This window comes from Pseudomonas sp. HTZ2, assembly GCF_033173945.1.
Lineage (GTDB): Bacteria > Pseudomonadota > Gammaproteobacteria > Pseudomonadales > Pseudomonadaceae > Aquipseudomonas > Aquipseudomonas guariconensis.
In genome coordinates, this window is sequence record NZ_CP137332.1 from 4,384,545 (window position 1) to 4,406,039 (window position 21,495).

14 protein-coding genes and 1 other RNA gene are annotated in these 21,495 nt (G+C 60.6%); 10 read left to right on the forward strand and 5 right to left on the reverse strand.

Going from position 1 to position 21,495, the window contains the following annotated elements; genetic code table 11:
* Window positions 1-60 precede the first annotated feature (60 nt).
* On the reverse strand, window positions 61-828 hold the full coding sequence (locus tag R6G97_RS20275; RefSeq protein ID WP_043210135.1) for an FCD domain-containing protein: 768 nt from the start codon (window positions 826-828) through the stop codon (window positions 61-63).
* A 254-nt stretch (window positions 829-1,082) separates the two neighbouring features.
* On the opposite strand from R6G97_RS20275, the gene R6G97_RS20280 reads away from it, so the two are divergent.
* The 10 genes from R6G97_RS20280 to R6G97_RS20325 all read left to right on the forward strand — a co-directional run bounded on the left by R6G97_RS20280 (window position 1,083) and on the right by R6G97_RS20325 (window position 13,180).
* Window positions 1,083-2,753, forward strand: coding sequence for a lactate permease LctP family transporter (locus tag R6G97_RS20280; protein WP_070576509.1), 1,671 nt, complete (start codon window positions 1,083-1,085; stop codon window positions 2,751-2,753).
* 63 nt (window positions 2,754-2,816) lie between these two features.
* Window positions 2,817-3,962, forward strand: a complete 1,146-nt coding sequence (lldD, locus tag R6G97_RS20285; protein WP_043210138.1) for an FMN-dependent L-lactate dehydrogenase LldD — start codon at window positions 2,817-2,819, stop codon at window positions 3,960-3,962.
* Between the two features lie 72 nt (window positions 3,963-4,034).
* Complete coding sequence (locus R6G97_RS20290) at window positions 4,035-6,845, forward strand: FAD-binding and (Fe-S)-binding domain-containing protein (RefSeq protein WP_317847418.1); 2,811 nt, start codon at window positions 4,035-4,037, stop codon at window positions 6,843-6,845.
* A 180-nt stretch (window positions 6,846-7,025) separates the two neighbouring features.
* A complete protein-coding gene (locus R6G97_RS20295; protein WP_043210142.1) occupies window positions 7,026-7,319 on the forward strand; it encodes a hypothetical protein in 294 nt (97 codons plus the stop codon).
* Between the two features lie 89 nt (window positions 7,320-7,408).
* Window positions 7,409-7,800: a transfer-messenger RNA gene (gene ssrA / locus R6G97_RS20300) on the forward strand.
* A 188-nt stretch (window positions 7,801-7,988) separates the two neighbouring features.
* Window positions 7,989-9,245 carry an integrase domain-containing protein gene (locus tag R6G97_RS20305; RefSeq protein WP_185279967.1) on the forward strand — a complete coding sequence of 419 codons (1,257 nt, stop codon included), beginning with the start codon at window positions 7,989-7,991 and terminating at the stop codon, window positions 9,243-9,245.
* Between the two features lie 964 nt (window positions 9,246-10,209).
* Complete coding sequence (locus R6G97_RS20310; protein WP_317847419.1) at window positions 10,210-11,607, forward strand: YfjI family protein; 1,398 nt, start codon at window positions 10,210-10,212, stop codon at window positions 11,605-11,607.
* Window positions 11,591-11,950 (forward strand): hypothetical protein, encoded by a 360-nt coding sequence (locus tag R6G97_RS20315; protein ID WP_185279966.1) that lies wholly within the window; start codon window positions 11,591-11,593, stop codon window positions 11,948-11,950. The genes R6G97_RS20310 and R6G97_RS20315 overlap by 17 nt, the downstream gene beginning before the upstream one ends.
* On the forward strand, window positions 11,928-12,908 hold the full coding sequence (locus R6G97_RS20320) for an integrase domain-containing protein (RefSeq protein WP_185279965.1): 981 nt from the start codon (window positions 11,928-11,930) through the stop codon (window positions 12,906-12,908). The genes R6G97_RS20315 and R6G97_RS20320 overlap by 23 nt, the downstream gene beginning before the upstream one ends.
* A complete protein-coding gene (locus tag R6G97_RS20325) occupies window positions 12,905-13,180 on the forward strand; it encodes a hypothetical protein (RefSeq protein ID WP_033701633.1) in 276 nt (91 codons plus the stop codon). Before R6G97_RS20320 ends, R6G97_RS20325 begins: the two co-directional genes overlap by 4 nt.
* A gap of 68 nt (window positions 13,181-13,248) precedes the next feature.
* On the opposite strand, the gene R6G97_RS20330 is transcribed toward R6G97_RS20325, so the two are convergent.
* Genes R6G97_RS20330 through zorA form a run of 4 tightly spaced genes read right to left on the reverse strand, consistent with a single transcriptional unit; the run spans window position 13,249 to window position 21,439 of the window.
* Window positions 13,249-16,287 (reverse strand): DEAD/DEAH box helicase, encoded by a 3,039-nt coding sequence (locus R6G97_RS20330; RefSeq protein WP_317847420.1) that lies wholly within the window; start codon window positions 16,285-16,287, stop codon window positions 13,249-13,251.
* A complete protein-coding gene (locus R6G97_RS20335) occupies window positions 16,288-18,333 on the reverse strand; it encodes an EH signature domain-containing protein (RefSeq protein ID WP_317847421.1) in 2,046 nt (681 codons plus the stop codon).
* On the reverse strand, window positions 18,330-19,094 hold the full coding sequence (locus tag R6G97_RS20340) for an OmpA/MotB family protein (protein ID WP_185279962.1): 765 nt from the start codon (window positions 19,092-19,094) through the stop codon (window positions 18,330-18,332). The genes R6G97_RS20335 and R6G97_RS20340 overlap by 4 nt, the downstream gene beginning before the upstream one ends.
* On the reverse strand, window positions 19,094-21,439 hold the full coding sequence (zorA, locus tag R6G97_RS20345; protein WP_317847422.1) for an anti-phage ZorAB system protein ZorA: 2,346 nt from the start codon (window positions 21,437-21,439) through the stop codon (window positions 19,094-19,096). Before zorA ends, R6G97_RS20340 begins: the two co-directional genes overlap by 1 nt.
* Between the last annotated feature and the right edge of the window lie 56 nt (window positions 21,440-21,495).

Genomic DNA, 21,495 nt, shown 5'->3' on the forward strand with positions numbered 1-21,495 from the left:
GCGACGGCGACCCTGTAGAAGCGGGTTTACCCGCTAAACGCCTACACAAAGCAACCCATCTCAACGCCCGCTGCGTCGCTCTGCGCGTGCTACACGCTGGGCCTCCTGCTGCGCTTCTTCGAGCACTTCCTGCACGTACAGAATGTGCCGGCTCGAGACCTCCCGCGCATCGTCTGCCCTACCCTCGATGATTGCCCGATACAACTCGCGATGCTGACTGATCAGCATGTCGCGGGTCTCGCTGCGCTGTTGGTACATACCGCCGATATTGGTCACCACGTTGCGCTTGAGCAGGTCGAACAAGCCGCGGATGGTATGGAGCAGCACTGCATTGTGACTGGCCTCGGCGATCGCTAGGTGAAAACGCGCATCGGCCGCCCCCTCCTCCGCCCGACTGACCTCGTCGACACGGGCATAGCAGTCCTGCAGCGCATCGAAGGCAGCCTTGAGCCGCTCACGGTCAGGCTCCGTGGCCCGCTGGGCCGCATAGTAGGCACAGGAAGCCTCCAGCGTATGGCGAAACTCCAACAGGTCGCGCTGAGCCTCGGGGTTGCGCTCGAGCAGCTGCAGCAACGGATCGCTGAACGTTGACCCCAGTGCCTCGGCCACATAATTGCCACCGCCCTGGCGACTGACCAACAACCCTTTAGCCACCAGCTTCTGGATCGCCTCGCGCAACGAAGGCCGGGATACGCCAAACTGCTCCGCCAACACGCGCTCGGCCGGCAGGCGCTGCCCTGAGGTCAGCGTACCTTCGAGAATCATCCCTTCCAACCGATCGACGATGTCGTCGGACAGGCGCCGTTGGCGGACCTGATCAAAAACCATCACATGCTCTCCACAATCCCCACGCACTTAGGGGGGCGTCCATTCTCGCCGATCCACAGCGTATCGACACCCATCAGTTGACGATTTCCCCTGCCCATCAGCCGGCCATTCATCGGCATCCGACCAAAGTTTTGCCCAGGACAAATTGACACAGCCTCGATAGCGCTTTTAACCTAGCGACCAGTCATTGTAAATTGGTATTACCAATTATCCAATGCCAGTGCCTGACCAACAACAATTAGGGGCCACCCCATATGCAAACCTGGCAACAACTCTATAGCCCGCTTGGTAGTCTTGGCCTGTCCGCGCTGGCGGCGGTCATTCCCATCGTGTTCTTCTTCCTGGCCTTGGCGGTGTTCCGCCTCAAAGGTCATGTCGCCGGCAGCATCACGCTGGCCCTGTCGATTCTGGTTGCGATCTTCGCCTTCCAGATGCCTGTCGACATGGCCCTGGCCGCTGCAGGCTACGGCTTCCTCTACGGCCTGTGGCCGATTGCCTGGATCATCGTTGCCGCGGTGTTCCTCTACAAACTCACGGTCAAGAGCGGCCAGTTCGAAGTGATCCGAAGCTCCGTGCTGTCGATCACCGATGACCAGCGCCTGCAGGTGTTGCTGATCGGCTTCTGCTTCGGCGCCTTCCTCGAAGGCGCGGCCGGCTTCGGTGCCCCGGTGGCCATCACTGCCGCGCTGCTGGTGGGCTTGGGCTTCAACCCGCTGTATGCTGCCGGCCTGTGCCTGATCGCCAACACCGCCCCGGTGGCGTTCGGCGCCCTGGGCATTCCAATCATCGTTGCCGGTCAGGTCACCGGAATCGACGCCTTCCACATCGGCGCCATGACGGGCCGCCAGCTGCCACTGCTGTCGCTGTTCGTGCCCTTCTGGCTGGTATTCATGATGGATGGCCTGCGCGGCGTGAAGGAAACCTGGCCAGCCGCCCTGGTGGCCGGCCTGAGCTTCGCCATCACCCAGTACTTCACCTCGAACTTCATCGGCCCTGAGCTGCCGGACATCACCTCGGCACTGGCCAGCCTGATCGCCCTGACCCTGTTCCTGAAAGTCTGGCAGCCCAAGCGCGCCTTCGCCGAAGCCAAAGGCAGTGTCGGCGCGGCCGTGGTCAGCAGTGGCGGTAGCCAACCTTCGCCATACAGCTTCGGCGAGATCTTCAAGGCCTGGTCGCCGTTCCTGATCCTGACCGTGCTGGTCACCATTTGGACCCTCAAACCGTTCAAGGCAGCCTTCGCCCCGGGCGGCGCGATGTACAACTTCGTGTTCAACTTCGCCATCCCGCACCTCGACCAGTTGGTGATCAAGACCGCGCCGATCGTCACCGCGCCGACCGCCATGCCGGCGATCTTCAAGCTCGACCCGATCTCCGCCACCGGCACAGCGATCTTCCTCTCGGCACTGATCTCGATGTGGGTCCTCAAGATCAACGTAAAAACTGGTCTGACCACTTTGAAGGAGACGTTCTGGGAGCTGCGCTGGCCGATCCTGTCGATTGGCATGGTCCTGGCCTTCGCCTTCGTCACCAACTACTCGGGCATGTCCTCGACCATGGCCCTGGTGCTGGCCGGTACGGGTGCTGCATTCCCGTTCTTCTCGCCGTTCCTGGGCTGGCTGGGTGTGTTCCTGACGGGCTCCGACACGTCGTCCAACGCCCTGTTCAGCTCACTGCAGGCCACCACCGCGCACCAGATTGGGGTCAACGACACCCTGCTGGTGGCCGCCAACACCAGCGGCGGCGTGACCGGCAAGATGATCTCCCCGCAGTCCATCGCCGTGGCCTGCGCCGCCACCGGGTTGGTGGGCAAGGAGTCTGACCTGTTCCGCTTTACCGTCAAGCACAGCCTGTTCTTCGCCACCATCGTCGGCCTGATCACCCTAGTCCAGGCCTACTGGCTCACCGGCATGCTGGTTCATCACTAAAGTGAAAGGTGCCGGGCGCCTTGGCGCGCCCGGCAACGATCCCCACCCACGCTGCGAGAATCCATGATCATTTCCGCCTCCACCGACTATCGCGCCGCGGCCCAACGCAAGCTGCCTCCGTTCCTCTTCCACTACGCCGACGGCGGTGCTTACGCCGAATACACCTTGCGCCACAACGTCGAGGATCTGGCCAGCATCGCCCTGCGCCAGCGCGTATTGAAGAATATGTCCGAGTTGAGCCTGGAAACCCGGCTGTTCGACGAAACCCTGAGCATGCCCGTGGCCCTGGCACCGGTCGGTTTGACCGGTATGTACGCGCGCCGTGGCGAGGTCCAGGCCGCACGGGCGGCGGCGGCCAAGGGCATTCCCTTTACTATGTCGACGGTCTCGGTGTGCCCCATCGAAGAAGTTGCCCCGGCGATCGACCGGCCCATGTGGTTCCAGCTTTATGTCCTCAAGGATCGCGGCTTCATGCGCAACGCCCTGGAGCGGGCCAAGGCCGCTGGGGTCAAGACGCTGGTGTTCACCGTCGACATGCCGGTGCCCGGCGCCCGCTACCGTGATGCCCACTCCGGCATGAGCGGCCCGAACGCGCCGCTGCGTCGCATCTGGCAAGCGATGACTCACCCGCAGTGGGCGTTGGATGTAGGCCTGCTGGGCCGTCCACACGATCTGGGCAATATTTCGAAGTACCGCGGCAACCCCACAGGCCTGGCGGACTACATCGGCTGGCTGGGTGCCAACTTCGACCCGTCCATTTCCTGGAAGGATCTGGAGTGGATCCGCGAGTTCTGGGATGGCCCGATGATCATCAAGGGCATCCTTGATCCCGAGGATGCCAAGGACGCAGTGAAGTTCGGTGCCGACGGCATCGTCGTCTCCAACCACGGCGGCCGCCAACTCGACGGGGTACTGTCCAGTGCCCGCGCCCTGCCGGCGATTGCCGACGCGGTCAAAGGCGACATCAAGATCCTTGCCGACTCCGGTATCCGCAATGGCCTGGACGTGGTGCGCATGATCGCCCTGGGCGCTGACACTGTGCTGATCGGTCGCGCCTTCCTCTATGCGCTGGCCACCCATGGCGAGGCCGGGGTGAAGAATTTGCTCGATCTGTTCGAGAAAGAAATGCGCGTGGCCATGGTCCTGACCGGTGCCAAATCCATCAGCGAAATCACCCGCGATTCGCTGGTCCGCGAACTGGGCGCCTGACGCCTGCACGAAACTGCCTGATTGACCGGGGCACGCAGCGCGACAGACGCTGTGGCCCCGAGAGGAGATTGCATGAGCTTGCCCGCCGCGTTCCTGCGAGATGCCCAGCGCCTGATTCCCGCCGAGCGCCGCTTCGATGACCCGACCTCGACCCTGGCGTTCGGCACCGACGCCAGCTTCTACCGGCTCATCCCAAAGCTGGTGGTGCGCGTCGAATCCGAGGACGAGGTGGTGGGCCTACTGCACCTGGCCCAGCGCGACCGTGTGCCGGTCACTTTCCGGGCTGCAGGCACCAGCCTGTCCGGCCAGGCCATCAGCGATTCGGTGCTGATCGTTCTAGGCGATAACTGGAACGGTCGTCAGATCCGTGGCCAGGGCGAGCAGATCCGGCTGCAACCCGGCGTCATCGGTGCCCAGGCCAACGCCTGGCTCGCGCCTTATGGGCGCAAGATCGGCCCGGATCCGGCCTCGATCAACGCCTGCAAAATCGGCGGCATCGTCGCCAACAACGCCAGCGGCATGTGCTGCGGCACCGCTCAGAACACCTACCACACCTTGGCCGGTATGCGCATGGTGCTGGCCGACGGCACCTGTCTGGACAGCGAGGACCCGGCCAGTGTCGCTGCCTTCAGCCAAAGCCACGCGTCGTTGCTGGACGAACTCGCCCGCCTGGGCCGCGAGACCCGGGCCAACACGGCGCTGGCCGAGCGCATCCGGCACAAGTACCGGCTGAAGAACACCACCGGGCTGTCACTCAACGCTCTGGTGGACTACGACCAACCGCTGGATATCCTCCAGCACCTACTGGTCGGCTCCGAAGGCACCCTGGGCTTCATCAGCGCGGTCACCTACGACACCGTGCCCGATCACCCGCACAAGGCCAGCGCCCTACTGGTCTTCCCCTCGGTGGAAAGCTGCTGCCGCGCCGTGACCGTGCTCAAGCCACAGCCGGTGTCCGCCGTGGAGCTGCTTGACCGGCGTAGCCTGCGTTCGGTGCAGGACATGCCCGGCATGCCTGCCTGGGTGAAGGGGCTGTCGACCAATGCCTGCGCCTTGCTGATCGAGTCCCGCGCCGCCAGCCAGAGCCTGCTCCACGAGCAGCTCAGCCAGATCATGGCGGCCATTGCCGAGTTCCCCCTGGAGCAACGCGTGGATTTCAGCGAAGACCCGGCGGTGTACAACCAGCTGTGGAAGATCCGCAAGGACACCTTCCCCGCCGTCGGCGCGGTGCGCCAGACCGGCACGACGGTCATCATCGAGGACGTGACCTTCCCCATCGAGCAACTGGCCGAGGGTGTCAATCGCCTGATCCAGCTGTTCGACAAACACCGCTACGACGAGGCGATCATTTTCGGCCACGCCCTGGAAGGCAACCTGCACTTCGTCTTCACCCAGGGCTTCAACAGCCCTGAGGAAGTGGCGCGCTACCAGGCCTTCATGGATGACGTAGCACAACTGGTGGCCGTGGAGTTCGGCGGCTCGCTCAAGGCCGAACACGGCACCGGACGCAACATGGCGCCCTTCGTGGAGCTCGAATGGGGCCAGGACGCCTATCAGTTGATGTGGCAGCTCAAACGCCTGCTGGACCCCAACGGCATCCTCAACCCCGACGTGGTGCTCAGCGAAGATCCAGATATCCATCTCAAGCACCTAAAGCCCCTCCCTGCAGCCGACGAGATCGTCGACAAATGCATCGAGTGCGGCTTCTGCGAACCGGTGTGCCCCTCCAAAGGGCTGACCCTGAGCCCGCGCCAGCGCATTGTCATGTGGCGTGATATCCAAGCCAGGACCCGTGCTGGCCTCGATACTCGGGAGCTACTGAAAACCTATCAATACCAGGGCATCGATACCTGTGCTGCCACCGGCTTGTGCGCCCAGCGTTGCCCGGTGGGCATCAATACCGGTGAACTGGTGAAGAAACTGCGAGGCCAGGCTGCCGCACATGGCCAGGCCGCCAACTGGCTCGCAGAACACTTCACTACCGCTCTGCGCGGCGCTCGACTGACCCTGGCCGCCGCCAACGGTACGCGCAAGCTGCTCGGCGCCCCACGCCTGAGCCGCTTGAGCGCCTCCCTGCGCAAAGCCAGCAATGGGCGCCTACCCCAATGGACCCCCGCCATGCCCCAAGCGGTTCGCGCCGTCGATATCGCGCCGGCAAGCCATGATGCTCGCCCACGGGTGGTCTATCTCGCCGCCTGCGTCTCGCGGGTGATGGGGCCGTCAGCCGGGGATCGAGAGCAAAGCTCGCTGCTGGATAAAACCCGCGCACTGCTGGAAAAAGCCGGCTATCAGGTGGTGTTCCCCGAGAACGCCGACAGCCTGTGCTGCGGCCAGCCCTTCGCCTCAAAAGGCTATGCCGAACAGGCCGAGCACAAGCGCCAGGAACTGATCAACGCGCTATTGCACGCCAGCCGTGGCGGCCTCGACCCGATCTACTGCGACACCAGCCCCTGCACCCTGCGCCTGGTCCAGGATTTGGCCGATACCCGCCTGGACCTGTACGACCCGGTGCGCTTCATTCGCACTCACCTGGTCGAGCGCCTGACGTTCACTGCGCAGGACGAGCCCGTCGCTGTGCATGTCACCTGCAGCACCCAACATCTGGGCGAAAGCCAGGCGCTGATCGACCTGGTGCGTCTGTGCAGCAAGCAGGTGGTGATCCCCGAGGGCATCCATTGCTGCGGTTTCGCCGGCGACAAAGGCTTCACCACACCGGAACTCAACGCCCACTCGCTGCGCAGCCTGAAAGATGCCGTGCAGTACTGCAGCGAAGGCATCTCCACCAGCCGCACCTGCGAGATCGGTCTGTCCAGCCACAGCGGCATCGACTATCACGGGCTGGTCTATCTAGTGGACCGCGTCACGCGAGCGCGCAGCCTTTAAGGCCGCCAGGGCGGCCTGACTGCCTCTCACGCATGAACCCGCCCCCCTGTGGGAGCGGGTTTACCCGCGACGAAAACATCCGGCAGCAACAGTACTACCCATCAAATGGAACCCAGGCAAAACCTGCGCAGTCCACCGTTACAGGCCCACCTTCCAGAGGCCATCACGAGGAGACACCCCATGAAAGGTACTGCGCTTTCCGCCCTGTTCGCGGCCGCAACCCTGCTGGCCTCGCCGGTGTTCGCCGACGAAGACCTCTGCGCCATCAACCTGCAAAAAATCGACGACAACATGGCCACCCTCGGCACGACCTCCGAAGGCTTGGACAAAGCCATCACCGAGCGCGTCGACAAGGCCAAGGCCGCCCAGGCTTCCGGCGACACCAAGGAATGCATCGCCATCACCAGCCAGGTACTCGAACGCATGGAAAAAACCGAGAAAGGCAGTGGCTCCAGCAGCGGCAGCGGCTCCTGACGCGCAATCGGCGCAGCTGTCGACGCCGGGCGTGCAAACGCGTATACTGCACCCACGTGTCGAAAGGCACGTCAGCTAGAGCTGAGTGTGGGGCCGATTAGGATTCGACGCCGGTATCGAAACTCTAGGTGCATGCCGAGTTGGTAACAGAACTCGTAAATCCACTGTTGCAACTTTCTATAGTTGCCAATGACGAAAACTACGAGGGCTACGCTCTCGCTGCGTAAGCAGCTGAGCCCGCTCTCCTGGTAGCTTCGGCTCCAGCAATCACCAGGGGATGCCTGTAAACCCGAAGTGATTGTCATACAGAACAGGATCGCCGCGTAGTACGTTGTGGACGAAGCGGCTAAAACTTACACAACTCGTCCAAAGCACCCTGCCCGTCGGGCGGCTGCGGATTAACTCAGTAGACACGGCTAAGCATGTAGTACCGACAGCGGAGGACTGGCGGACGGGGGTTCAAATCCCCCCGGCTCCACCAAATTATCAAACAAAGACGTCCACGGACGTCTTTTTTTGTGCCTGGAAGTTAGTTAAATCAAGGGTTTACTGCTCTTTTGAGGGCCACAACGGTTTTTTGAGTTCCAGCCATCCCGGTATTCCCGGTGGTATTCCAGCCTACCTGGGGCTAATCTTGGGAATACCAAAAGGTGTCAGGGAGCTTCTCCCATGTGCGCTCAAACAGCTCGTCTCTCCGACCGCCAGCTCAAGACGGTCAAGCCCAAAGACAAGGACTACGTCCTCACGGATGGCGACGGTCTGCAGCTTCGCGTCCGGGTCAACCGCTCGATGCAGTGGAATTTCAACTACAGGCATCCGATCACCAAGAATCGAATCAACATGGCGCTCGGCTCCTATCCTGAGGTCTCTCTGGCGCAAGCACGGCGGAAAGCGGTTGATGCTAGGGAAGTACTTGCTCAGGGGATCGACCCCAAAGCTCAGCGCAATGATCTCGCACAGGCCAAGCTAGCCGAGACGGAACATACGTTCGAGAAAGTAGCTACCGCCTGGTTCGAGCTGAAAAAGGACTCGGTCACGCCGGCCTATGCCGAGGACATCTGGCGTTCACTCACTCTGCACGTTTTCCCGAGCATGAAATCGACTCCGATCTCGGAAGTGAGCGCACCGATGGTGATCAAGATCCTTCGCCCCATCGAAGCCAAAGGCAGCTTGGAAACCGTGAAGCGGCTTAGCCAGCGCCTCAACGAGATCATGACCTACGGGGTCAATTCGGGAATGATCTTCGCGAACCCGCTCAGCGGGATTCGGGCGGTGTTCAAGAAACCGAAGAAAGAAAATATGGCGGCGCTTCCACCCGAGGAGCTTCCTGAGCTGATGCTGGAAATTGCGAACGCCAGCATCAAGCGCACGACCCGCTGCCTGATCGAATGGCAGTTGCACACCATGACTCGCCCTGCCGAGGCAGCGACTACTCGCTGGGCAGACATCGACTTTGAAAAGCGAGTCTGGACTATCCCACCGGAGCGGATGAAAAAGCGCCGCCCGCACAGCATCCCGTTAAGCGATCAAGCCATGTCATTGCTGGAGATACTGAAGTCCCACAGTGGTCATCGAGAGTACGTCTTCCCGGCAGACCGAAACCCCCGTACTCATGCCAATAGCCAGACCGCCAACATGGCGTTGAAACGCATGGGCTTCCAGGACCGCTTGGTCAGCCACGGCATGCGCTCGATGGCCAGCACCATATTGAATGAACATGGGTGGGACCCGGAGCTCATCGAAGTGGCGTTGGCGCACGTCGACAAGGATGAGGTACGCAGTGCCTACAACCGAGCCGACTACATCGAGCGACGCCGGCCGATGATGGCTTGGTGGAGCGAGTACATTCTGAAGGCGTCGACGGGCAATCTCTCGGCCAGCGCAATGAATGTGCCCAGAGATCGGAACGTAGTACCTGTCCGATAGGACGGCGACAACGGCGACACTGGCGACAGACCGCGTGCCATCTACATCCTTGCCGTCTGAGCGGATGGCGACAGTCGCCAACTCGCCTCGATTTTGGCTTCTCCGGCTAAGCCCGTGAGCATGGGGAGGCTTCGCATCCCCATGCTCACGGGCTAACACTAGAAAAGCGACAAACGGCTACTTTGCCACTGACAGCCACCGACTTCCAAAGCACGCCAGAGGAGGTATCTGGCGCATTTCCATGTGCCCTTCACCAATTGACCCGTGCTGCGGTGACCGATAGAACGAAGGTTCAAAGCGCTGCCTTAGGCAGCACCCCAGATGACCAGAGCCTTCAAGGTCATGCCGCTAACCCGGTGGTTCATCCTAAAGTGCGATTCGCGCCCGGAGGCTCGCACGGTCATTCGCCAGAATGATGGACGCCCTCTAAACAATCCGCCTAGTGCGGCTGCCCGCTAACCCTTTAGCCCTGCAGCAACGAACCTGCTCGGCCAACGTTTTGCGCCAACCGCGCGCCCGTCTCTTTTTCCAGAAAAGAGACGGGCGCTCCTACCACTGCTGCAGCCCTCATCGCACATGGCTTCGCGGCAATTTCCCTCGTGACAATCGGCGTGACAAACGCCGATGTCACCAGCCACAGCGCTGTAGATGATGGTGCCGCAGACCAGGGAATGAACTGCACCTGACTGACAGTCAGGCATGCCCCGGTCATCGCATTGCTGCGTTCACCCGACTCAGGATCTCGCGGCGCTGGTCTCGTCAGCCAGTGCAGCCTCCACCCGCCCACCGCTATCGGTGCTCAGGAGGCCAGATCATGAGATGCCCTTGCTCCTGGTCGTAAGGAGCCGCCAGTCCCGCGTCAGTGGACACCCTCACAGGTCGCAGGGGCCTTGATCCCTGATAACACTCAGCATTCTTGGCGGGATGACGTGAGGGAGAGATCGGTAATTTATGGAGGACGGCTATGCAACTGTGCGAAGTACAAGGGCCACCACGCCCCTTGTTGGAACAGCAGATTACGCCCCTACCCTATCCGGTCGCGGCGCTGGGCGATCTTTTGGGCCCGGCCGTGGAGCGTATGGCCGATGTGATCGGCGTGCCCTGCGCCATGGCCGCGCAATCCGTTCTGGCCACGGCAGCTTTGGCGAGCCAGGCGCACGGCAATGTTCACCTCGACGGCCGAGTCTATCCGTTGTCGCTGTACTTGCTGACGGTGGCTTGCTCGGGTGATCGCAAAAGCGCGGTGGACCATATTGCGCTGCAGGCCGTACGCGACTGGGAAAGACAGCAGTGGATCGCTTATGGCGAACAGCTCAAGGCGCACCGTGCTGCAATGAGCCTCACCGCGAAGTCACCGACCCTGAAAAAGTCAGCACAGCTAGCGCTGGACGGCCAACCTGAACCTGTCCAACCAAGACTGCTTACTGCTGAGCCGACCATTGAGGGCCTAGTCAAAAGCCTGTGCCACGGCTTGCCCAGCATGGGGCTGTTCAGCGATGAGGGGGGGCAGTTTTTGGGCGGCAGCACCATGAGCAAGGACAACATGATCAAGGCGATCACTCACTTGGCGACGCTGTGGGACGGCAGCCCGATTGATCGGTCGCGCGCGATGGCAGGGGAAAGTCTGCGAGCCTATGACCGCCGTCTCAGCATGCACTTGATGCTGCAACCCCGCCTGGCCGACCGCTTGCTTCAGGACGCAGATATCAAAGACCAGGGCATCCTGGGGCGCTGCCTGATCAGTTGGCCCGAGCGTCTGGTTGGACAACGGCTGTACAAAGCCATCGACCTGACCCGAGATCCAAAGGTGCACCTTTACCAGCAGCGCATTGCCGCGCTGATGCAGAAGCCTTGGTCACGCCACAAAGATGGTGGCCTCCACCCTGCGGCCCTGGAGTTGAGCCCCCGAGCCCGTGAGGCCTGGATTGCCATTCACGACACCATTGAATGCGAGTCAGGAGAATTCGGCGAGTTGGTCAACGTACAAGCTGCCGCGGGCAAAGCCGCCGCGAACGTATTACGCATGGCTGGTGTGATGGCGGTGGTTGAGGAATCGACTTTATTGGAAGACATGCACATTCAGCGCGCCTCTACGCTGATGGACTACTACCTGGCCGAGAACCAACGACTGACTGAACAAGAACCGCTGAATAAGCTTCGTGCAGAGGCCGATTGCCTGCTGCGCTGGTTGATAAAGAAGAACTCGCCACCGTTTCGCCTCCGCGATATCACACGCAACGGCCCTCGCTTTGCCCGTAAAAGCACGCGGCACACCTTCGAGTTATTGCTGCAACTGGTTGCCCATAACTGGCTGAACAATGACGGGGACATATTCGAGGTGCGCCATGTTCCGGCTCAATGACGCCGTGCGCCGCTATCGAGCGCAACATCGCTCGCCGACCGAGTTACGGAGTGTCGCCGCCACTGCCACCACTCTGTCGCCACGTGCCAATCCAGATGCGGCGGGGGTTGTCGCCAGTGTCGCCGCTGTCGCCGCTCCAACATCTGAGTCAATCGACCTCGCTCGGCTTATCGAGCAGTTGCAAGAAGAAGGGGCTCTGCTGCAACACAGCGAGAACGCTCTTCTCGTCCGCCCAGCACACTGGGGACAGTTGGACTGCATCGGTCCCCACTGGAAAGCCCTGCTGCTGCACCTACAAACCAACGATCAAGGTGAAGATAATGGCGCTGGTCGGTCGGCGTGACGGTCGCAACTTTGGCTATGGTCGCCAACTGAGCTATGCCGGGCGGCAGGCACTCGAGGATATGTTCGCAGGCGGCCACTTCGCCACCGTGAAAGCACACAGCGATCGCTGGCAAGCCTTCGTGCGCTGGTGCCGGTCAGAGAACGGCCCCGGTTACAACGATGCGCGCCAGATTGATCGACATACGCTGGAGGACTACGTCGCATACCTGCGCCAGCAGGTCCAGCAAGGCGAGCTGTGTATCGCCACCGCGCAAAACCACCTGAGCAGCGTTAACCGCACCCTTGCTGCGCTGCGCGGTGATCAGGATGTGAGGATCGCCAGCCCGAGTCAGGCGTTGGGACAGCAGCGCTCGAGCGTACGCACTCGCGCGCCGGATGGCCAAGATCACCAACAAGTGCGGCGACTGGCTGAGGTGCTTGGTGAACAGCAACACGATCGGGTGGCCGCCATAGTCCTTTTAGCTCGAGCAACCGGCATGCGCCTGCGCGAAGCGATCCTGGCTGACCTGCCACGCTTACACCGCGAAGCCGAACGCTTAGGCCGCATCAACATCCAAGACGGCACCAAAGGCGGCCGTTCAGGCTCATCAGCGCCACGATGGGTCGTGGCCAATGAAGCGGTGAAAGCGGCCCTGCAGTTGGTTCGTCAGGCATTGCCGACCGGCAGCAGCAACTTGCTGGCCCGAGACGAAAGCTACGCCATATTTCTGCACCAAACCGTGCTCCCCGCCCGCGAAACGCTGCACGCACACGGGCTGAAGGGTTTTCATGAACTGCGCGCAGCCTACGCATGCGAACGTTACGAGCAGCTCACGGGCCAGGCCGCACCGGTCAATGGCGGCCACTGCTATCGCATTGACCGTGACCTTGATCAACAGGCGCGCCAACAAATCAGCCTAGAGCTCGGGCATAACCGGATCGATGTGGTGTCGGCCTACATTGGCGGGAGAACATGAGCAAACCCTTCGATATGACGCTGTTCCTGAGCGGCGTACTGACCGGTTCGAAGGCCACACAGCAACGTCACCTACGCCAAGCACGAGTCATGCAAGCAGCCATTCAACAGCGATGGCAACGCGATAATCCCTGGACCTGGCAGCTCAAGCATGTACGCTGGTTCCTCACTCAGCACCTGAAAGACCACTCCGACGCCACCCGGTATTACTATCGACTCACCGCCCTATTGATCTGGAAGCGATTAGGGAGCGGCCGAGGATTGCTGATCTGACGCTCGAATCGAGGGTAGGCAGTCCATCAATAAATCTATCCCCCTTTCACCTCGCCCGTACAGATTCTTTAAAGGCCCATCGACTGAATCATCTCACCTTCACTGACCGACTCCGGCGTCACAACAGCATCCTTGAGCATCAGTTTTCCGCGCAACAAGCGGTCAAGGTGCACATCGAATGAATCAAACTGGGGATGAGTGACAGCAGGCAGGTGAATGAATACCGGTTTGGTCTGGCCGATCCGGTAAACCCGGTCAGATGCCTGTGCCTCTTTGGCCGGGTTCCAGTGGCGCTCCAGATGCACCACATGATTGGCCCCGATCACGGTCAGACCGACCCCCGCAGCGACTGGCGACATGATCAGCACATTGAAACCGCTGTGGGCTTCAAATTCGGCAATCATCCGCTTGCGCGTCATGTCTTCCGCACGTGTCGCGACCGCTTTGGTATCGCCATTGATCACAGATACATTCAAGCCATAGATCTGGTCCAGCCAGAGCTTGAGGACTCGCTGCAGACGCTTGGTCATCATGAATAAAATGACCTTTTCACCCTTGCTACGAATCTCATCGAGCAACTGCAGCATCACCGCCAGCTTGCCGGACTCCATCATCAGTTGCCGCGCTTGCTTGCCGTCCTCGCTGTACAGCGCCGGCTCATTCTCCAGGCGTGGGTGCAGGGAAATCGAGCGCAGCTGAGTCAATGCCGCCAGTGCGGTACCCCGCATATCCTCAGCACTCGCACGTCGCGCCCGGTAGCTGTTGAGGACTTCATCGTAGAACTGTAACTGGTTGCCTTTCATCACCACACCCAACTGCGTCGCATGCCGTTGCAGGCCATGATCAGCTTGCTCGACACCACTGAGGATGGTCTTGGTTGGCAGGCCCTTGAGCTGATCCTCTTTCACCCGCCGCAGCATGAATATGCCAACCGCACGCCGTAGCTGCTCGCCTAAATACGTCCGGACCTCATCTCGCTCATCATCGCTGGCAGCCAGGATCGGCTTGATCCAGGTATCGCGGAAGTTTTCCCAGCCCCCCAGCAAACCGGGCTGCACCGTATGCATCAGGCACCAGAAATCGCCCAGGCTGTTTTCTACCGGCGTGCCGGTTGCCAGCAGTTTGAAATCCGCCTTGAGCCCTTTGGCCGCAATAGTCTGTAGCGCATTGGGGTTCTTGATGTTCTGCGCCTCGTCGAAGATGACCACGCCCCAGTCGATACGGCACAGAGAGAACTGATAATCGCGCAGGGTCTGGTAGGTCGTCAGTACCAAGCGGCGATCCATATCCAGACGATGCACACCAGCTTCCGGCCCTACATGCAGCGCATAGCGAATGCTCTGTTCATCCATCATGCCACTGCTGTCATCGATCATAGACGCCAACTGCACCGATTCGCGCTCAGCACCGTTGACGCGATAGTCGCGCAGACTTCGCCCCGACTGCAGCACCACCACATCGCGGAAGGGAATGCCGGCGAAAGTCTTGCCGACTTCATCCTCCCAGTTTTCCAGCAGGCTCAGCGGCGCCACCACCAGAACTGGTTTCTGTGGCTTGTCAGCCGCGCGCTGACTGGCCAGATATTCCCCGACCGTAACCAGCGACATGTAGGTCTTGCCGAGGCCCATGTCATCAGCCAGCAGACCGCCCTGCAGGCGATACAGGTCATCCGCTTCATCCTGCAACGCAGCGCCCATCAGTTTCAACATCCACTCGATCCCCTCACGCTGATGAGGGAACGGTTGCCGGGCGTAAACCGACCAGTCGGGCACAGTCAACGGCGTTGCAGCAGCCGCCTTGTGCAATAGTGCCGAATTTATCTCGTCGGCATCCTTGAGAATGACCCCGACCTTTTCCTTGCCTTCCGGGGGCTCGTACTCCTCGTCACGCGATTCGCTATCGCTGACCGGGTGCATGTTCTGGCGAGCCTTGGCCAGCTCCTGCTGAACGGCCGGGGCATCGGAGATATCGATCACTTCGCCAGCAAACGCCACACTCGTCGCGCCCTGTTCATTAGCCGCCTGCAGTACCCCTTCGAAGCGCTGCAAATCCTCGGGAGACTGAATCAGCTTGCCCAGAATAGCGGCAGGTGCCGGGCGTTTGTCCAGTGCAAACCAGTCATTCTTAGTTGCATCCAGCGCGCCGAAGTCCATGTGCTGAAGCTTGCCGATGCCCGCAACCCGGGCGGAGAAGCCCACCTCCAGATTGACCAGCGCAGCATCGAGAAACGCCGTGGGCGTCGCAATAAACTCGTTTACCTGGTTAGCCGGAATACGCTTGTTCGCCAGCACATTGCGGATACCCTCCATCCTCGCCTGATCCACCAACAGCACACGATTGTCAATCCGCAGCACGCCGCCATCGGCCGTCATGTCCAACTGCGACCAGCGTTTCTCCAACTGATCAGCAGTGGAGCCATCCCCCAGGCTAGGGCAGAGCTGAAGGCTGCCATCTGGCAAGCGCGTGGCGATAACCCCGATGTTCTCCGGCACCACCACATCCAGCCGCTCGAAGTGGCTCAGGTCAATGCGCATACCGCTGCGTGCGGCGGTCTGCAGTTCAGCCATCAAACGCAGATTGGCCGCCTCACCACGCTGTTCCGGCAGCAGCGCCTCATGCCGCTCCCAGGCCTGCAACCCCATCATTTCAGCCGGCGTCAGCCAGTAGCACTCACTGCTGGTCAGGAACAAATAAGGGCCTTTGCGTGTGAAGCTGGCAGCACCATCCGGCATTTCCAAGGTGATCGCCACACGAAAACCACTGTTGCCTGTGCGTCCACTGATCGAGGTCAGAAAGCGCCCCGGCAAGCGCCTTGGCAAGCGCAGGATTTCCGCCTGCTCAAGGTCCATCCCCGAAACATCTTCGGCACCGATGTGGAAACCGTTAGCGGTGGTTTCAGCAATGCCCTGCTCAGTCAGCATGTTGAACACGATCAACTGTACTTTTGCCAGCGCACTACCCTGCCCAGTTTGCAACGCCTGGAAGGCGGGCGTGGGCATGAAGAAGTTCAAGCCATTGGAGTCCGGTTGCGACTGAAAGCCCTGCTGAGTACTCAGCGCGCCATCCCGCTCACCGATGAGCGAGCGGAAAATATCCATCAACCCCATCTATTCGGCCCCTTCCTGTTCATCCAACGCCTCAAGCGCGAGACGTGCTGCCTCATTCACCGTCCAGCCGTACTGCTCATCACGCACGCACATGTCCTTCAATGGGCCATACAAGATCTGATTGATTTCTCGCGTTTCGACACCGAACACATTCGCCGCATAGCGGACTTTATCGCCTGGGTTATCCACAAAGTAGCGCAGTATCTTCAGGGCCGAGGGTTTCAACCCTGCCAGCCGTCCTTCGCTTGCCTGCATCGGAGGAGCCGTGACAGGAGCATTCACTACGGAAGGACTTACATAGCGCGTCACTACGGGATAATGCTGCTGAGTGCCTTGCCGTACTGAAGAAGACGGAGAAGACGTCACAGCACGCGAAGCCAATGGTTCTTGTGCAGGAGTAGCTCTGGATTCTCTCGTTACCTGTGCTATAGGCGCACGCCCCTGAGGCGCTGGCAGCATTGTCGCCTCAGTCCTGTCAGCAGCGGAACGCGCCGACTCTGCAGGAGAATCTAGCTGTCGAGGAGCCGGCACTGCCGTTCGCCTGGCATTGACCACAGGCATACCAAACTTGCGCAGGTAAGACTGGTAGTCACTGCGATTGAGCAACTGCTCGATATCCAGAGCGATACCGTTATCAGCCAGGAAACTGAACACTCTGTTCTGCCAGGAAAGCGGCGGGTGATGCGTGAAGGCATCATAGGGCAGGCTGGGATAAAGCAGCTTGTAGGCTTGAGGAATAGCCGTGGTCAGATCAGCGTGACTGAAACTTGAGCGCTCATAGGAGCGCAGAGCCTCGCCCGGCGAGGCGAGATAAACCCAAACTCTGAAGCTGTGCGAGCCCTCAACCAGGTGGAAATCTCCGCAATCGAGATAGATCACCGCCTTGTCGTTCATCTGCCCGTCCATACGCGCAAATGTGGTCTTGACCTCTTTGCCGAGGATGCGGTTGACTGAATGCTGCGCCCGCCCACCAAGCAGCAAACGGGTATTGCGGATCAGCTTGAGCTTGAAGAGGCCTTCCAGGAACTGCTTGCGTGCAGGGAACATTCGCTGCAGATCGTCGTTCTGAGTTTCGATACCGAACTGTTCCACCGCCTGCAAAAACAGACGCAAGTCTTCCTTGGACAACCAACCCCGAACCTTATGCACCCGCTCGTCACCGAGGAACTGCCACCACTCTCGGTAATTGGCCGAGTTGCGGGAAATACGCGGATCCCCCGCCAGATTGAGGATAAAGTTCAACCAGGCATCGCCCGGTTCCTGCCCGACGCGGTCGATCAAAATCTCCAGCGCGATATGGCCGATTCGCCGCTCGCCCTCGTAGGGCGCCTTGGCCACAGAGGGTTTCTGCAGTTCGTCCAGCACCGGGTCATACTCACCGTGCGAAAGCCCTCGCAGGGTCTCCAGGTAGAAGTGCGCCCGGCAGATATCGCCATAACGCCCATCGTCAAAGCCCTGAAGACCCAGAGCCTCAAAGGTTGCACTCAGCTCATGGCCGCTGTCGCGAACCTGCTCGACCAGTTGTACCGGGCCGTCAAGCGGCAACAACCAATGTCCATCACGCTTGAGGGTTAACAGCGGATCGGCTTGCGGCCCGCTGACTCTGGGTTCAGGCAACAATTGCAGTTGCTGCTGCAAAACCTGCTCAAGCTTCTCACGCAGCCCCTCGTGCTCGTCCAGCTTGTCGAAGCGACGGAAGTAGAACTGCGCCAGTTGCTGCAGAGTAATGCGCGTCAGCCTCGGCTGCTGCGCCTCCACCAGCACAGTGAGCAAGCGGACACTGAACAGGCGCCTGCCGATAACCTCGTCGTTCAACCACAGCCAGGTCAGCGCTCGCGCAGTAAGCCGGCGTTTGAGCAACGCCGGCAAGCCATCAAAACGCCCGGTGCTGGCCATATCGCGCAAACGGGCCAGCATTGCCTCGAACGCATCACCCTGCCCTGTCGCTGCCGCCATCCTGGCCCCCTTTTCGATCAGAGTCTGCCAGACTTCAATTGTCCTGGCAGGCCACTCGACCACGGGCATATGCAGCGGGGGCAACTTCACGGCTGCACCTCTTCCAGGCGCTCACGCACCTGCTCGTACTCAGCGCTGTCCGGGCGGCGAATGGTGAAGCGGATGTCAATACGGCGGTTACGCTTGAAGTCTTCTTCCGCCTGCTGGTCTACCACCACCGGCCGGGTTTCACCGTAACCACTGACCGAGAACAGCGGCTTGCCATCCTTGTTGTTCAGGTTGGCCAGTTGCTCATCACCCGGCAGGGCAGCGCCCCAGAACTGCCACAAAGAAATGGCGCGGAAGGTTGAGAGCCCCCAGTTGCCCTTGCCCATAAACCCCGGGAACGGCCGATTGTCGGTATGGCCCTCGATGAAGATGGTATCGAGATACTCAATCCTGTCATCACGGGCGATCACCTCATGGATCACCTTGCCGATCTCCAGCGCACGTTCCTGGTAAGCGGCATGAATGTCATAGGCGCCGCTGTCGAACCCGAGCAGATCGTTGGGAATACTCAGTACCGTATGATTTTCGCTGACCTCGACCTTGATGCCGCGACGGCGCAGGGCCTCAACCGCTTCATCCAGAATGGTGCGGCGCACCTGCTCAGCTTTTTTCAGTTCGACGATTTCTTCCTCGAACTGAACCTGCCGCTCCTTCAGCTCCTGCTGAATCTCCATCAACTGCAGGATCAGAATCACCGAGGCCAGAATAAAGATCACTAGCAACGCCGACATGATGTCCGAGAAGGACATCCAGTACGGATTTTCCTCGTCGACGCTGACCTCTTTGGCTTTGCCCAGACGCATTAGCGTGCCTCCAGCTCATCCAGAATGCTGCTCATGTTCTGCACGATGCGGTGCATCTGATCCGCATAGTTCTGAGAGACCTCATTCCACTTGTTCATGCGGTCATCCGTCTGCACGCGCACCTCACCGGCATAGCTACGCAGCCACTCCTCGGCCTGCTTCTCCACCGCCTCGACCTGCTCACGCAGCGCCACGCCCAGCGAGGTAAACTCATGGCGCACCCCGGCGAGGAACTCCTGCTGGGTCGTTTTCATATCGCCAAAGCCGTTACGCGCCTCGCTGGCAGCCTGTTCAAAGCGCTGAGCGCCTTCCAGGAGGGTGCCCTGCAACTGCGCCAGGATCGTCGCCTGCTGCTGCAGCTGGCCGGCCAGTTCGGCGTTCTGCCCGCCTGCCTGCTCGATGCGTGCAGTCACCTGTTCCAGGCGCTGGCCCAACAGTTCGGCGGCCGAGCGCACGTTGGTCGATAGCAGGCCAAGCTGATTGGCACTGCTGTCCATATGCTTGCTGCTCTGCGCAGCCGCCTCGGTTGCCTGCTTGAGCTGGCCGAGCAACCGCTGGTGCTGCTCCGCCATCAGACGGCTCTGCTGCTGAGTGGCCTGCATGGCACTGGCCAAACCGGCCAGCAACTCCTGCTGCTGCAGGGCAACCTGCTCAAGCTGCTGCTGGAAGCGCTCCTGCCGCGCCTGCTCGCGAGCCTCGGCCTGCTCACCCTGGGTGCTGATCTGCGTGGTCAGGCCACCCAGCAGCTTGTCCACGGTGCTCTGTAATTCACGTTGTTGCTGCGCCGCCGCCTCGTTGAGTGCATTGATCTGCTGCTGGCTGCTCTGCCCCAGGCTGCCCAGCATCAGCTGCTGGCGTTCGAGCAGCTCGGCCTGTTGCTGCTCATGCCGTTGCGCGCGAGCCTGCTCACGCTGCTCGGCGGCGCCCAACTGCGTATCGAGCTGAGTGTTGAGGTTCATCATCAAACGGGAGAACACCTTCTCCAGATTGCTATGGCGCTCGTTGCCGGCCTCGGCCATCGCCTGCATCTGCTCACGGGTCGAATGGGAGAACTGCTCCAGCATCGCCGTCTGGCTGCTGCTGGCCTGCCCCAATACCCGCTCGAACAGCGCCTGGCGCTCTTCGTCACGCTGCTGCGCCGCACCCAGTTGACTCTGTAGCTGGCCGCTCAGGCCCGCCATCAACTCGCTGAAGCGCTGCTCCATCTGTGCCTGACGATCATCAGCAGAACCGCTAATGCGCTGCAATTGCGCCTCGAAGGCCGAGCTTTGCTGCTGCGCCACCGCCATCTGCTGGCTCTGCTGCTCGCTGAGGCTGCTGAACAACTGATTCAGCTGCTCGCTCATGCCACTCACGGCGGCATTCACATTAGCCGCTGCCTGCTGCATCTGCTGGCCCTGCTCACGGCCAACCGAGGTCATGCCTTCCATAAAGTTGCCTACCAGGCTTTCCAGCACCTGAGTGGACTGCTGGCTGGTGGTGCTGACCAGGGTCTGAATGGCCGGCGCCATGATGTTGTTCAGGGCATCAGTGAGTGCGGTCTGCATCGCCTCGTTCATGCCGGTCAGGGTTTCCTGCAGGCGCTCGCCGATGCGCTCGTGCAGCTCCTGCAGCGCCTCCTTGCTCTCCTTGCCGTATTCGGCGATGTGCACCAGCGACTGCTCGGCGGGAATGCGCGGATACAGCGCATCCACATCGTGCTGCAGCGCTTGAATCCCCTGCAGCGCCGCACGCTCGAACATCTTCTCGATGAAGTTGAGCAACAGGCTGAACAGCACACCCCAGACTGACGTCATAAAGGCCACGGCAGCACCGGAGATCAGCTTATTGATCCCGCCCTTGAGCGCTTCGATCTCGTCCGTACTGCCAACCAGCCCTTCCAGACCGACAGTCAGGCCGACGAAGGTACCCAGCACGCCGATAGCCACCAGAAAGCTTGGCGCCGCCGCCAGCAAGCGGCTGGCAGTCAAGCCGCCGGCCAGCGTGCGCGGGTTGAAGAAGTGCTCGGCATCCAGCGTGTTGAACAGCTGCTTCTGGTCTGAGGACAGAACCAGGCTCTCGTCGAATTCACGCCAAAGTATGCTCACATTGGGCGCATTGAGTTCACCGGCCTTGTGCAGGGTTTCCCGGCGGTTCTGTGCCAGCGTCTCCTTGCTCTGCCCTTCAAGAAGCGAGTGCAGTGCCTTCATTCGCGCCTTGAACCGGGAGTAATGCACTACCAGCGCTACCAAGGAGCCAAAAAAGAGTACGAAGGTGACAGACCAGAACCAGGCACTGATGCCATTGGGGTTGGCGCTGAACATATGGGCGAAATCGGGGATCAGGTGTTGCAGCAGATCCAGCATGGTGGTGTATCCAGTGAAGACAAACGATTAAGAAGAAATGCCTGGCAGGGCATCGC